Source organism: Sorangium sp. So ce296, from assembly GCF_051529605.1.
In the GTDB taxonomy this organism is placed as follows: Bacteria; Myxococcota_A; Polyangia; order Polyangiales; family Polyangiaceae; genus Sorangium; species Sorangium cellulosum_D.
Genome location: NZ_CP150325.1, coordinates 12,888,755 through 12,903,171 on the forward strand (window position 1 = coordinate 12,888,755; position 14,417 = coordinate 12,903,171).

Below are 14,417 nucleotides of genomic sequence, written 5' to 3' on the forward strand. Positions count from 1 at the left end.
GCGTCCACCACGCAAATACCCGATGGCAGTGAAGATTCATGGCGAGCTGCCGTCCCAGGGCGTCAGCCCGGCGGGTTGCCGACGCGAGCTCTGGCTCGTGCCCTCAGAGGAGAACAACGTCCATGCGTAGATACGTCGCTTCCGTTCTGTGCGCCGTGATGATGGTTGGCGCTGCCGCCGCGACGGCGGGTTGCACGGCCAGCGCCTCGTTCAACACCGGCAAGGAGCCGGCGGCCGCGCCGCCGCCCCCGCCCCCGCCGGAGCCGAAGCAGGAGGAGCCGAAGGAGGAGAAGAAGCCCCGCCCGCGCTTCAAGCTCACCTTCAAGCTGAAGGGCAACCAGGTCGAGCTGCCCGGCCCGGTGGTCTTCGAGACGAACAGCGACAAGCTCCTGCCGGAGAGCGACGAGGTCCTCAACATCGTCGACGACTTCCTGAAGCAGCGGAAGGACGTCACCCTCCTCCGCGTCGAGGGGCACACCGACTCCGACGGCGAGGACGCCGCGAACCAGGTGCTGTCCGAGAAGCGCGCGATGTCGGTCGCTCGCTGGCTCGTCGCGAAGGGCCACGACTGCAAGCGCTTCATCGCCGTCGGCTTCGGCGAGAGCAAGCCGATCGCCGACAACAACACGCCCGACGGCAAGGCCCAGAACCGCCGCACCGGGTTCTTCATCGCGGCCATCGACGGCAAGGCGGTCGACAAGCAGCCCGTGGACGGCGGCGGCAAGGTCGCCGGCGACTCCTGCAAGTGACGGCGCTCCGCCTGGCCGCGCCCCTCCGGGCGCGCCGCGATCCTCGCGGCGCGTCCGCGGCGCGCCCGGCGGCCTGACCGTTCGCCGACGCAGCCCCGCCCGCCGTCGCGCCGCGCCACTCCGCGCGCGCCGGCGGCGGACGTCGTCTTGTTGTCCTTCTTCGCTTGCCTCCCCCATCATCTTCACTATCCGTACTCCTCCACCCCATGCGGCGACGCCACGACAGCCCCCTGGGCCGCCTCCTCTTCACGGCCGTCCTCTCGCTTGGCCTCTTCGGCTGCGACCCCGGGCCCGGCGACGTTCGCGAGTGGACGCCGGCCGATCACGATCCGCCGAGCCCCAACGAGGGGCAGGGCGGCAAGGTCGCCGCGCGGCCGGTCGCCTCGAACGAGACCGACCCGGGGCTGATCGAGCTCGCCTGGCAGCGGAACTGCTCCAGCTGTCACGGCAGGGCCGGTCGCGGCGACGGCCCGCAGGGTCCGATGGTCCGCGCCCCGGATCTCACCGACGCCGCCTGGCAGGAGCGGGTGACCGACGCCCAGCTCGCCGAGGTGATCCGGAAGGGCAGGAACAAGATGCCCGCCTTCGATCTGCCGCAGCAGGTGATCGATGGCCTCGTGAAGCGAATCCGCACCAGCAAAGCAAGCGGGTCCGCACCTGCAGGCGCCGCACCGGCGCAGCGCGCTGAGCCCCGATGAGCTCGACCCAGCAGGAGGAGCTCGACCAGGCGCCGGAAGAACGGCCGGCCGCGCCGGATGGTCGCCCCCCCTGGGCCCGACGGCTCGCGCCGGTGATCCTCGTCGCGGGCGCGCTGCTCGCGGGGAGCGTCCTCTTCAAAAACATGCCCGAGGAGCGCGAGGTCGAGCTGAAGCTGGACGACGCGGCGACGGTCGTGCGCCTCGACGTGACCTGGACGGATCCTTCCTCGGGCCAGCGCGCGACCGAGGCCGCGCCGGTCATCGACAGCTCGTGGCACTTCGCCGAGGGGACGGCGCCGAGGACGGTCCTCACCAAGGTGTCGCTCCCGGACGGCCTCTATCATGTCGAGATCGCGGTCGACCGGAAGCGCGGGCACGACGTCATGAGCCGGACCGTCACGCTGGGAGACTCTTCCCGGATCACGCTGTTCGTGCGCTGAACGGCGCGCGCGATTGTCGCGCGATCTCGAAGGATTCCTTCCCGGACGCACGCGATGCGTCGCCGGATCGCTCGCCCCCGCTTCCGCTCGTGGAGATGGCGCATCGCAGCGCCCCGGATGCGCCGTCGCGCAGGCCTGCGCGACGGCCTCGCCGAGATGGGTGACCGGCGTCCCGGACCGGCGATACGCGCCGATACGCGCCCTTCCCTCCTCGCGGTCGGTCGGCGCACGAGACCGTTGACTCCCGGAAACCGACAAGCGAGGCAGTGCCGTGAGTTGGAAGCGTGTCCTTGAGGCACCACCTCGCGTCCGGCGGGCCGCGCGCGGCCCGTGATGCAAGAGCTTCAACTTCGGTGACAAACCGTTGTTTTTGTTCAGTGTTTCGTATAAGCAGGGGCCGCGGTTCGGATGGGAATGGAATATGAGAACGAATTCCCTTGATGCGTTCACCCCGGAACCGCTACTTCTTGGCCCGCAGCAGCAGGGCGTGGCACCTTATCCTACAACAACTTACACGCTCTGACCGGGACAACCGTGAAGCATCGTGGTGCCCCCCCGGAGGGAGCGACCATGCGACCTGTACAGTGTCGCTGGAGGCGGAGAAGGAGAACCGATGAGGATCACCCCGTGGTATCTGGCTGCGCTTGCCCCGTTCGCCGCCATTGGTTGCAGTGGCGCGTACCTCGGCCACGCCGCGGTCGTGGCGTTGACGATCGGCATCTTCCTCGGGACCCTGTCGCTCGGCCGTACCCCGAGCTCTCGCCCTGCCCCGCCGAACGCCCCTGTCTCCTGATTTTCTCGCCCAGCTGCCGCCCGCTGCACGCCGCCGCGACGCTTTCCCGAGCGCTCGAGAGCGCCGGCGCCTACGCTCGGGGGGCGTGAGGTCATGACGCACGACGCCTCCGTCGGCCGGCTCAAGCGGCTCGAAGAGTTCTCGCTCATGGACCTGGAGTCCGTGCACCTCATCCTGCGCGGCGAATCGGTCATCGACTGGCGACGGCTCAACCTCCAGAGCGAGCAGGACGCGCGCGATCTCCTGCTCGCGCAGGAGTTCCGCCCCGACGAGCCTGGGGATCGCGCCCACCTCGAGAGCGTCAAGAACGAGGCGATCGCGTACCTGCGTCGCCACTTCGAGTTCCCGATCCCGAGCCCGGTCGCGCGCGCGTCGGTCGAGGAGATCCTGATGCTCGCCTCCGGCAAGGGCCATCGCCAGCTCTGCGCCTGCACGATCCTCAAGGCGATGCACATCATCCATCACCTGGCCGGGCGCGAGCTGCTCTTCTCGATCCCGATGTCGGACCAGGACGTCTTCCACCTCGTCGAGGAGAAGGTGTACCGGGTGATCGGCGGCATGCTCGCGGCGGGCTTCCCCATCACCGAGTTCATCGGCGGGCGGAAGAACAAGGACTCGCTCTACACGAAGCTCCTGTCGAAGACGGACACGACCGCGGCGGCCATCTACGACAAGCTCCGCTTCCGCATCGTCTGCCGCACGGTGGACGATCTGCTGCCCGTCCTCCTCTACCTCTCGGAGCGCCTGTTCCCGTTCAACTACGTCGTGCCCGGCGAGAGCACGAACACGATCCTGCGGTTCCGGAGCTACTGCGAGACGCGGCCGTTCCTCCAGCCGATGCTCGAGGCGCTGCAGACGGACGTCGACGACGGCCTGACGGCGGGCGACAACAGCTTCAGCGATCGAAGCTACCGCGTGATCCACTTCGTCGTCGATCTGCCGGTGCGCCTCCCCGCGGAGATCCTCGACATGGCGCCGCCCGCGGCGTGGGCGCTCGGGCCGATCATCTTCGTCCTCTGCGAGTTCCAGCTGATCGACCGCGAGACCGAGGCGGCGAACGAGGTCGGCGAGGCGAGCCACGCCAGGTACAAGGAGCGGCAGAAGCAGGCGGTCATGCGCAGGCTCAAGCTCGGCGTTCGCTCCACCCGCGACCCGGTGAGCGGCGGCCCCAAGCGCGATCGCTAGGCGCGGCGCGCGCCGCAGCGTGGATCGCGCTCCGGAGCGATCGGGTCATCGCCGCGCTGTGCGCGGTGAGCTGTGCGCGGCGGCGCGCCGTTCGCGCGAGGCGCCGAGCGCGCGGCCCCTCCACGCGTGCGTGGCCGTGGTACGCGGCGTGGGATGGAGCTGCCCAGCGGGGAGCAGGCAGAGAGGTCCGCAGGATCTCTGGACCCGGGGTCGCTTGGAGGAAGCAGCGCTTGGAGCAGGGAGGCGGACGCCGCTGCGAGGCCGGGAGCAGTCGGGCTGTCGGAGCGGAGGCCGCCGAGCGAGCAGCCTGGGCGGCGACGGGCGGCGCTCGGAGGAGACCGCGGTCTCCTCAGCGACGCCGCCGGACGAGCGAGCTCAGATGCGGCTCTTCAGCGCGTCGCGATCGAGCACCACGATCCGGCGGCGATCGATCTCGATCACCCCCTTGCGGCGGAGATCGCCGAGCGTGAGCGTGACGGTCTCGCGCGTGGAGCCGATCATGCTCGCCATCTCCTGATGGGTGAACGGCGCGGAGATGAGCACCCCGCGCGGATCGGGGATGCCCCAGCGCGTCGCGGCCTTGAGCAGGAACTCACAGAGGCGGGCCTCCACGTTGCGGAAGAGCATCGAGGCCAGGCGCTCCTCGGTGTCCGTGTGGCGCTCGACCAGCGTGGTCACGATCGCGGCGGCGAAGTTGGCGTCGCTCGCCATCAGGTTGCGCACCGTCGCCAGCGGGACGATGAGCGCCTCGACGTCCTCGGTGGCGATCGCGCTCTCCCGGTGGGCCGTGACGCCGCCGAGCGCGGCCTCGCCGAGCACGTCGCCGGCCCCCCTGTAACCGAGCGACAGGCTGCGCCCGTCGCTCATCCCCCGCACCAGGCGGACCCGGCCGAGGCTGAGCATCGCGAGGGCGGTCGCCGCGTCGCCCTGCGTCACGAGGTGACGCCCTTTCGCGACGCGTTGGATCGTGCCCCCGTCGGCCAGCGCCGCCTGCGTGGCCGGGGATGCCGCATTGCCGATCGCCCCGCGCCGGACGACCCGTCGTTTGCGCGAGTCTAGGTCGAGTCCACCGTCGTTCCCGAGCGCGCCAGGCTGAACCCTGACGCTCCGTGCCATCGCATCCTTACCCATCATCATCGCGGCTGCTCCTGCGGTTTGCGGTGTCGCGGTCCTGCTGTTTCCGGGAGGGCCCCGCCGGCCGGGGGGCTCCGACTTGTGCCGGGACCTCCCACTTGCGTTGACATCTCGGAGACGCGGCCCGTACCTTTCGGTTTGAGCCGGGCACGCCCCGTGAATGAACCCCTGCACGGGGGAGCCAGTTCGACCGCTCCTCCAGCTACGGACGTTGGATGCGCCTCTTTAGCGGCAAAATTACTCCTCTCACAGAAGAAATCGTCCGCGCGCTCGTGGACAATCGCGATATCGAGTGCACGTCGAAAAAGGAGGTCGGGCTCGACATCGAGTCGGTGTTCACGAGCTACCTGCAAGCCGACCGGGAAGCGACCGAGCGGGCGAAAGAGATCCTCCAGGCTCGCGGGCTGCCCCAGGGCGAGTTCAACCGGGTCAAGCGCCTGGCCGCGGAGCAGAAGGGGATCAAGATCGGCGACGAAACGATGGATTATCTCCTCGACCAGCTGCTCGAGATGCTGATGCACTCGAACAACGTCGAGGAGGTGTTCGTCGAGGACCACGACCTGCGGCGCCGGGTAAGGCCGATCCTCCGGAAATATCTGGAAATGGACGAGGCCCTCGAGAACGAGGTCCGCGGCAAGCTCCGCCACGTCCAGGAAGGCTCCCGCACCTGGGAGATCGAGTACCAGCGGGTCATGGGCGAGATCCAGCGCCGCAAGGGCCTGCTGTAGCCGGCGCAGCCATGCGGGCGAGCTCGTCGCAAAGCGAGCGGGCCGCCCGTGACGTCCGCCCGTTCAGCGAGACCTCACACCGCACCGCGCCTCGGCACGGGGGTACCATGTGGGAGAATGGCACACTATCTACGACCATTCCCCTCGTGGAACGTTCCGCCTGCCAGAGCGGTCTCCGTCGTGGTACCGGAGGACATCATGAGCTGGATTCCCAAGGTCGAGGCGAAGCGGCACTTCTGTCATAAATGCAAGAACGAGCTCATCTTCGAGGTGAAGCTCCAGCGCGCGGACACCTGCCCCCACTGCGGTGTCGACCTCCACTGCTGCAAGAACTGCGAGAACTGGGACCCGGCCGCGCACAATCAGTGCAAAGAGCACATTGCCGAGTACATCCCGGACCGGGAAAGGGCGAACTATTGTACTTTCTTCACGTTCAAGAACGGCGTACCGGAAGATAACTCGAAGCGCATCGCGGATTCGCGCTCCAAGCTCGACAACCTTTTCAAGAAGAAGTAGGCGCCCGCTGGGGGAGCACGCACATGTCCACGCCTCGCTACTTGGTCACCGGCGGTGCCGGATTCATCGGAAGCAACCTCGTCGCGGCGCTGACCGCGGCCGGGGAGCGGGTCCGCGTCCTCGATAACCTCGCGACGGGCCGGTGGGAGAACCTCGACGGGCTCCCGCACCAGTCGTTGATCGAGCGCATCACCGGGGACATCCGGGACGCGGCGGCGGTCGCGGCGGCGGCGAAGGGGGTCGAGGTCATCCTCCACCAGGCCGCGCTCGGCTCGGTCCCGCGCAGCGTCGAGACGCCGGTCGAGTCGAACGCCGTCAACGTCGGCGGCACGGTCACGGTGCTCGACGTGGCGCGCCGGCAGGGCGTACGCCGCGTGATCTTCGCCGCGTCCTCCAGCGCGTACGGCGAGACGCCCGTCCTCCCGAAGCACGAGGCCATGGAGCCGATGCCGCTCTCGCCCTACGCCGTCACGAAGCTCGCCTGTGAGCATTACATGAAGGTCTTCGCGGGCATCTACGGCATCGAGACCCTGAGCCTGCGCTACTTCAACGTCTTCGGGCCGAACCAGACGCCGGACGGCGCCTACGCCGCGGCGATCCCGCGGTTCATCGACGCCGCCCTGCAGAACCGGCCGATCCCGATCTACGGCGACGGGGAGCAGACGCGCGACTTCTGCTTCATCGAGAACACCGTCCTCGCGAACCTGCTCGGCGCCACGTCGCCGAAGAAGTTCAAGGGCGAGATCATCAACATCGCCGGCGGCCGCAGGATCGGGCTGAACGAGCTCTGCAGGGAGATCTCGCGGGTCCTCGGGCGCGACGTCGCGATCGAGCACCTCCCGCCCCGCGCGGGGGACATCCGCCACTCGCTCGCCGACATCTCGCGCGCGGCCGAGCTCATCGGGTACGAGCCCCGCGTGCGCTGGGAGGACGGCATCGCCCCCACGGTCACGTACCTGCGGACGCTCCGCGAGAAGGGCCCCGCGGCCGCGTCGGCCACGGTCACCTGTGGCAAGGTTCCGCTGCCCAAGGCCCAGGCGGCCACGGACACCGGGCACCAGGCGAGCTAGGTAGAGCGGAGCGGCTCGTGCGGAGCATGACCGGCTTCGGGCTCGGTGACGCTTCGCTCACCGAAGGGCGCGTCGTCGCCGAGATCCGCTCGGTGAACCAGCGCTTCCTCGACGTGCGCGCGCGGCTCCCGCGCGAGCTCGTCGATCTGACGATGTTCGCCGAGCAGGTGGCGCGCGAGCGCCTGCGCCGGGGGCGCATCGAGATCATCGTGCGCACCGAGGGGGCGGTGCTGGCCCCGAGCACGCTCGACAAGGCGAAGGCGCGCGCGGCGTTCCGCGCGCTCGCCGAGCTCCGCGACGAGCTCGCGCCGGGCGCCGACGTGCCGCTCTCGCTGCTCTGCGCGGTGCCGGATCTCTTCGCCCCCGCGGGCGGCCACGAGATCGCCGCCGTCCGCGCCGCGCTCAAGCTCGCGATCGAGCGCGCGATCGACGCGATGGAGGGGATGTGCCACCGCGAGGGCGAGGCGCTCGCCAGCGACATGCGCGGCCGCGTGGCGACGCTCCGCGCGCTCGCCTCCGAGGTGGTGGCGCGCGCCGACGACGCGCGCGAGGCGCTCCGGCGCCGCCTGCGCGAGCGCGTCGAGCGCCTGCTCCAGGGGATCGAGAGCGGCTTCGAGGCGGCGCGGATCGAGGCGGAGGTGATGCTGCTGGCCGAGCGCAGCGACATCACCGAGGAGGTCACCCGCCTCCGGAGCCACCTCGACCAGTTCGGCGGCGCGCTCGCGGCGCCGGGCGGCGACCCCTGCGGAAGGAGGCTCGACTTCCTGCTCCAGGAGATGGTACGCGAGGCGAACACGCTGGGCTCCAAGGCGCAGGACGCCGCCATCTCCCAACACGTCGTGGCGATGAAGGTGGAGCTCGAACGCCTGCGGGAGCAGGTCCAGAACATCGAGTGACAGGAGAGCATGTCGACCGAAGCACTCAGTGACGACTTCCTCCTCCTCATCGTGTCGTCCCCGTCCGGCGCGGGGAAGACGACGCTCTGCGGGAGGCTGCGCAGCGAGTTCCCCGACCTGCGCTTCTCGGTGTCTCACACGACGCGGCGCCCGCGCCCGAACGAGGTCGACGGGCGCGAGTACCACTTCGTCGATCCGAGCACGTTCGAGCAGATGATCCGCATCGGCGCGTTCGCCGAGTGGGCCCGCGTGCACGATCACCTCTACGGCACGAGCCTCAAGGAGATCGAGATCGCCCGGGCCACGGCGCGCGGCGTCCTCTTCGACATCGATCACCAGGGCGCGAGGCAGATCAAGGCGAGCCTGCCCGAGGCGGTCGCCGTGTTCATCCTGCCCCCGTCGCTCGCCGAGCTCGAGCGGCGCCTGCGCGGCCGCGGCACCGAGGACGAGCCGACGACGCTCCGGCGCCTCCGCAACGCGAAGGGGGAGATCGAGCACTACGGCTTCTTCGATTACGTAATCGTGAACGACGAGATCAACCGCGCGTACGAGCAGCTGAGGTCGCTCGTCTTCGCCGAGCGGTGCCGCCGGCAGCGGCGCGCGGCGCTCTGCGAGCGGCTGCTCTCCGAGCGGAGGTTCGAGCGATGAGCGAAGGCGCGACGCGCGACGTGCTCGCCATCATCGGCGGCAGCGGGCTCTACGAGATGGGGTGGCTGGAGGACGTCGAGGAGGTCTCGGTGTCCACGCCCTTCGGGCTGCCGAGCGACGTGGTGCTCCGCGGACAGGTCAAGGGCGGCGACGCGACCGTGCTCTTCCTGCCGCGCCACGGCCGCGGGCACCGCTTCTCCCCGTCGGCGATCAACTACCGCGCGAACATCTGCGCGCTGAAGATGCTCGGCGCGACGCACGTGCTCAGCGTGAGCGCCGTGGGCTCCCTGCGCGAGCAGATCGAGCCCGGCGACCTCGTCGTCGTCGACCAGTTCCTCGATTTCACGAAGCGCCGGATCTCCACGTTCTTCGACGACGGCGTGGTCGCCCACGTGCCGTTCGCCGATCCGGTGTGCCCGTTCATGGCGAGCGCCGTCTACGAGGCCGCGCGCGCCACCGCCGCGCGCGTCCACCGCGGCGGCACGTACGTCTGCATCGAGGGCCCGCAGTTCTCGACGCGGGCCGAGAGCCACATGTTCCGGTCCCTCGGCGCGGATGTCATCGGGATGACCAACCTGCCCGAGGCCAAGCTCGCGCGCGAGGCGGAGCTACCCTACGCCACGCTCGCGCTCACGACCGACTTCGACTGCTGGCACGTGACCGAGGAGGCGGTGAGCGTCGAGGCGGTCATCGCCGTGCTGAACCGCAACATCGTGCACGCGCGGAACGTCGCGAAGGCCCTCGCCCACGGCCTCCCGGACGTGTCGCAGAGCCCGGCGCGCCACGCGCTGCGGAGCTCCATCATGACCTCGGCCAGCGCGACCTCGCCCGACGCGCAGGCGCGGCTCGAGTGGCTCATCGGCCCCCGGCAGAAGGCGGGCTGAGCGTGCCCCCCGGCGAGGGCTGTCGCCGCGCTGCGGCCGCGAGCCGCGGGCGGGCGCCGTCTCGCCCGGCCACGCGGGCGCGGCGACGGCGCCGCTGAAACGAAACGCGCGGCTAGCGGCTGCGCGCAAACCCGAATAAGAGGCTTCTGTGACGACCTCCTCCGCGATCCTCATCATCGGCTCGATGGCCTTCGACGACCTCGAGCTCCCCTCCGGCAGCGCCAAGAACGTCGTGGGTGGCTCGGCCACGTACTCGGCGTTCGCTGCCTCGTGCTTCGCTCCGGTGCGCACGGTGGCCGTGGTCGGCGACGACTTCCCCGAGGAGACGCTCGCGGCGATGCGCGCCCGCGGCATCGCCGTCGAGGGCATCGAGCGCGCGCCGGGCAAGACGTTCCGCTGGGCCGGTCGCTACGACGTCGATCTCATCCACCGCACGACGCTCGACACGCAGCTCAACGTGTTCGCGTCGTTCGCGCCGAAGCTGCCGGAGGCGTACCGCGACACGCCCTTCCTCCTGCTCGGCAACATCCACCCTGCGCTCCAGCTCGACGTGCTCGAGCAGGTCCGCTCGCCGCGCTTCGTCCTCGCGGACACGATGAACTTCTGGATCGAGGGGGAGCCGAAGGCGGTCGCGGCGATGCTGCGCCGCATCGACACGCTCGTCGTCAACGACGAGGAGGCGCGCCAGCTCTCGGGCAAGTACAACATCCGCCGCGCCGCGAAGGAGATCCTGTCCCGCGGGCCGCGCCGGCTGATCATCAAGCGCGGCGAGCACGGCGCGCTGCTCTTCGACGAGGAGGGCGTGTTCGCGGCGCCCGGCTTCCCGCTCGAGGACGTCGTCGATCCGACGGGCGCCGGCGACGCGTTCGCCGGCGGGCTCATCGGTTACCTCGCGGGCCAGCCGGAGGTCACGCCGCTCGCGCTCCGGCGCGGCATGCTCCACGCGACGGCGACGGCCTCGTTCTGCGTCGAGGCGGTGGGCACGCAGCGGATCGCGAAGGTCACGCGCGCCGACATCACGGCGCGCCTCACCGAGATCCGGGCGCTCTACGAGTTCGGCGCGAGCACGATGTGAAGCCCGCCCCGGGGCGGGCCGGGGTCGAGGGCCTGCCGTGTGCGGTCGCTGTTCACCTTCCGGCGCATAGCCGTGCTAGATGACCGTCAAAGTGAACATGAACCTCACCACCCGTACACTCGCAGGCATCGCCTTGCTGGCACCCCTTGTCACCGGCTGCGCGGCACGCACGGCGCCGTTCGACGAGATGGACAAGGCGCAGATCACCGTGCTCCGCCTCCAGGGGCAGGAGCTGGCCCCGACGCCGACGGCGACCACGGCCCCCACCCTCATCCCGGGGATCCCGCCCGAGCTCCAGCAGATGGGGCAGGCCGCTCTCCAGGGGCTGCAGCAGGCGCTCCCCGGCCTCATCCCGCCCAACCTCATCCCGGGGCAGACCGCGGCCGCGCCGGCGCTGCCGGCCCAGCCCCGCTTCAAGAACTTCGTCATCCTCCAGCAGCGCCAGCTCACGACCAGCGACGCCGACGAGGAGCTCAAGGATCAGATCCTCGACGTCTTCGGCGACGAGGACAGCTTCACGGCGGACCGCGGCAACTGCTTCTACCCGGGCCTGGGCATCTCCATCATCCGGCCGAACAACCCCACGCCGGTCGACCTGCTCGTCTCGTTCTCGTGCAACCAGGCGATGGGAGACGGCTTCCGCTGGCCCTACGCGGTCAACGGCTTCTCGCAGGAGACCCACCAGAAGCTCAGCGAGATCTACCAGCAGCTGTGGGGACAGGCGGTCCCGCCCGGCGCGTGATCTCCCGACGCGGCGGAGCGCTCCTCCGGGCCGCGTTTCTGTGACCAACATCACATAACGTGCCTGCCGGGCCCGGATGCTAGACTTGCTCAAGCTTTCCGGGCTCCCTGCATTTCGGTCCGGAGCGCGCCGCACGACGTCATGATCCCCCAACCCCAGCTGCTGCCGGGAAAGGAGCTCGGGCATTACGAGCTCCTCCTGCCGATCGCGCAGGGGGGGATGGCCACGGTGTGGGCCGCGCGCCGCAAGGGGCATCGCGGGTTCCAGAAGACGGTCGCCATCAAGACGATGCTGCCGTCGCTCTCGGAGGACGCCCAGTTCGAGTCGATGTTCCTCGAGGAGGCGAGGCTCGCCTCGGGGATCCACCACCCGAACGTCGCCGAGATCCTCGACCTCGGGGAGCAGGGCGACGTCCTCTACATCGTGATGGAATGGGTCGACGGTGAGGCGCTGTCGGTCATCGCGCGGGCGGCCAACAAGAGCGGGGTGGCGATCCCGCTGCGCATCGCGCTCCGCGTCCTGAGCCGCGCTTGCCTCGGCCTGCACGCCGCGCACGAGCTCCGCGACCCGCAGAACGACGATCAGCTGCTCGGGCTCGTGCACCGCGACGTGTCGCCCCAGAACATCCTCGTGACGTACGACGGCCACGTGAAGCTCGTGGACTTCGGCGTCGCCAAGGCGACCAACCGCTCCGGCAACGACACGACCGCGGGCCAGATCAAGGGCAAGGTCCCGTACATGTCCCCGGAGCAGGCGCGGGGCGAGCGGATCGATCGGCGCACCGACATCTTCGCGATGGGCATCGTGCTCTACAAGCTCACGACCGGGGATCATCCGTTCACCGCGGAGAACGATCTCCTCACGCTGCAGCACATCACCTCGCGGCCAGCGCTGTCGCCCCGCCTGAAGAACCCGGATTTCCCCGCCGACCTGGAGCACGTGCTGATGACGTGCCTCCAGAAGGACCCGGACAAGCGGTACCAGACGATGCTCGAGCTGGAGGGCGCGCTCGAGGCCGTGCTGGCGAAGGAGCCGACGGTGACGGACCACGACGTCGGGGCGTTCGTGCGCGGGCTCCTCGGGGAGCGCAACCAGCGCCGGCGCGCCGCGCTGCGCGACACGGTCCGCACGCTCGACGAGCGCGCGTCGCACCCACCCGAGGTGATGCTCGTTCGCGACAGCATCAGCGAGTTCTTCTTCACGCAGCTCCCCCCTGGCCATCCGAACGCACAGCTCCCCACGATCCGCGCGAGCGCTCCCTCGCTCTCGCAGCCGGCGCTGCTGCCCGAGGCGCTGCCGCAGAGCTCGCCAGGCCAGGAGACGCCGCTCAGCCCGATCGAGGTCCCCGCGGCGCGGAGTCGCTCGGGAACACTCGCGGCAGCCGCGGCGCTCGCGCTCGTCACGGCGCTCGGCGCGGGCGTGGTGTGGCTCCGGCAGCGGTCCGCACCGCAGCCGATCGCGCCCGAGCAGGCCGCGGAGGTCGACCGCAGCGCGGGCGCCGCGGCGGCAGCCGCCCCGGCGTCGGCCAGCGCCGCCGCGATCCAGGCCGACGGCAACGAGACCGGCGCCGTGCCGGCCCGCGACCCGATCGCCGCCGCCGGTCCCGAGGAGCGCGGGACCGGTGCTCCGAGCCAGGCGGCCAAAGGCGCGCCGGGGGCCGCGGCGCCGAGCCCCGCGGCGCCGAGCGCGGCGGCCGCTGGCCCCCCGGCGCCGAGCGCGACGGCCGCAGCATCGAGCGCCGCGAGCGCGCGCAAAGCCATCCCGACCAAGCCTCCTTCGACGCGGTGGGTGCCGACCGTCACCGATCCCGGGTTTTGAGCGGCCGAAGGACGCGTCAGCTCCGCGACGCGCTCGTCCTGGCGGCGAGCCTTGGCGTCATGGGCGGCGTGCTGCTGCTTCGCCGGAGCCGGGAGCCCAGCGCGTCGCCGGTCCCGGCGCCGGCGAGCGCGCCCGCAGCGCCGTCGCCGCTGCCCAGGGGCGGCGAGCCCGAGCGGATCGCTCTCGAGGAGCGCGAAGCGCAGGCGGGCTGCGACTTCGCCGACCACGGCTTCGGCGGCTACGAGCGCTGGCGCCCCCTGCCGCTGGGCAGGCTCCTCGTCCCGCCGGCGCGCGCGATCTCGGCGCACGGCGGCTACGATCTGCTCGTCCACTTCCACGGCGCAGAGGCCATCCGAAAGGTGCTGGCTCCCAGGGACATGGAGCTGGTCATCGCCGGGATCGACCTGGGGACCCGCTCCAGCGACTACGCGCGCGCCCTCGAGGTCGGCGGCTGGGACGCGCTGCTCCAGGCGATCGACCGCGAGGTCGGCGCCGCGACCGGGATCGCGGGCGCGCGCGCGCGCCGCCTCATGCTGTCGTCCTGGAGCGCCGGATCGGGCGCGATCGGGAGGATCGTCGAGCGCGGGAGCAGCCACGTGGACGCCTTGATCCTGCTCGACTCGCTCTATGCCTCTTACATGCCGGGCCAGACGTCGCTCGTGCAGGGTCAGCTCGCGCCGTACGTCGCCCTCGCGAACGCCGCCGCGCGCGGCGCGCCGGTCTTCTACCTGACGCACACCGACATCCCGACGAGCGGCTACGCGTCGACGAAAGAGGTGGCCACCTTCCTGCTGAGCGAGCTCGGCGCGAGCCCGATCGCGGTGACGTCCACCGGCGACGGCGCGCCGCCTGGAGCGCCCGGCCTCGGCGCCGAGGGCGCGGGAGAGGCGCTGCGGCTCACCCGGATGTACGACGGGGGCAGCCTCTACGTGCGCGGCTACACCGGCTCGGGCCCCGGCGAACACTGCGCGCAGCTGCGGCTGCTCCCCGCGATCCTGGCGGAGCACGTGCTGCCCGCGCTCGGCCGTTGAGGCGCCGCGG

General features: G+C 70.6%; 16 protein-coding genes. 15 read left to right on the top strand and 1 reads right to left on the bottom strand.

The annotated features are described in order from the left end of the window. Positions 1–122 precede the first annotated feature (122 nt). The 5 genes from WME98_RS47500 (at position 123) to WME98_RS47520 (ending at position 3,865) form a co-directional block, all read left to right on the top strand. Complete coding sequence (locus WME98_RS47500; protein ID WP_061623743.1) at positions 123–749, top strand: OmpA family protein; 627 nt, start codon at positions 123–125, stop codon at positions 747–749. Positions 750–955: 206 nt separating this feature from the next. Further along, positions 956–1,447 carry a c-type cytochrome gene (locus WME98_RS47505; protein WP_437339057.1) on the top strand — a complete coding sequence of 164 codons (492 nt, stop codon included), beginning with the start codon at positions 956–958 and terminating at the stop codon, positions 1,445–1,447. After that, on the top strand, positions 1,444–1,887 hold the full coding sequence (locus tag WME98_RS47510) for a hypothetical protein (RefSeq protein WP_061623741.1): 444 nt from the start codon (positions 1,444–1,446) through the stop codon (positions 1,885–1,887). Before WME98_RS47505 ends, WME98_RS47510 begins: the two co-directional genes overlap by 4 nt. A 613-nt stretch (positions 1,888–2,500) precedes the next feature. After that, positions 2,501–2,680 (top strand): hypothetical protein, encoded by a 180-nt coding sequence (locus WME98_RS47515; RefSeq protein WP_020736450.1) that lies wholly within the window; start codon positions 2,501–2,503, stop codon positions 2,678–2,680. Between the two features lie 93 nt (positions 2,681–2,773). Beyond that, a complete protein-coding gene (locus WME98_RS47520) occupies positions 2,774–3,865 on the top strand; it encodes a TIGR04552 family protein (protein ID WP_020736451.1) in 1,092 nt (363 codons plus the stop codon). A gap of 375 nt (positions 3,866–4,240) precedes the next feature. Here the strand turns inward: WME98_RS47520 and WME98_RS47525 are convergent, their stop codons facing one another. Next, positions 4,241–4,981, bottom strand: coding sequence for a Crp/Fnr family transcriptional regulator (locus WME98_RS47525; RefSeq protein WP_236644713.1), 741 nt, complete (start codon positions 4,979–4,981; stop codon positions 4,241–4,243). A gap of 290 nt (positions 4,982–5,271) precedes the next feature. Between WME98_RS47525 and WME98_RS47530 the strand changes: the two genes are divergently transcribed. From WME98_RS47530 to WME98_RS47575, 10 genes are all read left to right on the top strand, one after another. Beyond that, a complete protein-coding gene (locus WME98_RS47530) occupies positions 5,272–5,727 on the top strand; it encodes a DUF507 family protein (protein ID WP_437948191.1) in 456 nt (151 codons plus the stop codon). Between the two features lie 198 nt (positions 5,728–5,925). Further along, positions 5,926–6,243 carry a hypothetical protein gene (locus WME98_RS47535; RefSeq protein ID WP_044988583.1) on the top strand — a complete coding sequence of 106 codons (318 nt, stop codon included), beginning with the start codon at positions 5,926–5,928 and terminating at the stop codon, positions 6,241–6,243. Positions 6,244–6,266: 23 nt separating this feature from the next. Next, on the top strand, positions 6,267–7,313 hold the full coding sequence (locus WME98_RS47540; protein WP_437948192.1) for an SDR family oxidoreductase: 1,047 nt from the start codon (positions 6,267–6,269) through the stop codon (positions 7,311–7,313). 26 nt (positions 7,314–7,339) lie between these two features. Further along, the gene (locus WME98_RS47545) at positions 7,340–8,209 is read left to right on the top strand and encodes a YicC/YloC family endoribonuclease (protein WP_236644790.1); all 870 of its coding nucleotides are present in this window, start codon (positions 7,340–7,342) and stop codon (positions 8,207–8,209) included. A 9-nt stretch (positions 8,210–8,218) separates the two neighbouring features. Further along, on the top strand, positions 8,219–8,857 hold the full coding sequence (gene gmk / locus WME98_RS47550; protein WP_020736457.1) for a guanylate kinase: 639 nt from the start codon (positions 8,219–8,221) through the stop codon (positions 8,855–8,857). After that, entirely contained in the window at positions 8,854–9,741 is an 888-nt protein-coding gene (mtnP, locus tag WME98_RS47555) for an S-methyl-5'-thioadenosine phosphorylase (protein WP_061623736.1), read from the top strand. The genes gmk and mtnP overlap by 4 nt, the downstream gene beginning before the upstream one ends. A gap of 148 nt (positions 9,742–9,889) precedes the next feature. Continuing rightward, the gene (locus tag WME98_RS47560) at positions 9,890–10,816 is read left to right on the top strand and encodes a PfkB family carbohydrate kinase (RefSeq protein ID WP_061623735.1); all 927 of its coding nucleotides are present in this window, start codon (positions 9,890–9,892) and stop codon (positions 10,814–10,816) included. A gap of 79 nt (positions 10,817–10,895) precedes the next feature. Beyond that, positions 10,896–11,558 carry a hypothetical protein gene (locus tag WME98_RS47565; protein ID WP_437948193.1) on the top strand — a complete coding sequence of 221 codons (663 nt, stop codon included), beginning with the start codon at positions 10,896–10,898 and terminating at the stop codon, positions 11,556–11,558. Positions 11,559–11,699: 141 nt separating this feature from the next. Then, positions 11,700–13,376, top strand: coding sequence for a serine/threonine protein kinase (locus WME98_RS47570; protein ID WP_437948194.1), 1,677 nt, complete (start codon positions 11,700–11,702; stop codon positions 13,374–13,376). After that, positions 13,373–14,407: a hypothetical protein gene (locus WME98_RS47575; RefSeq protein WP_437948195.1), complete on the top strand. Its 1,035-nt coding sequence runs from the start codon at positions 13,373–13,375 to the stop codon at positions 14,405–14,407. Before WME98_RS47570 ends, WME98_RS47575 begins: the two co-directional genes overlap by 4 nt. Positions 14,408–14,417: the final 10 nt, after the last annotated feature.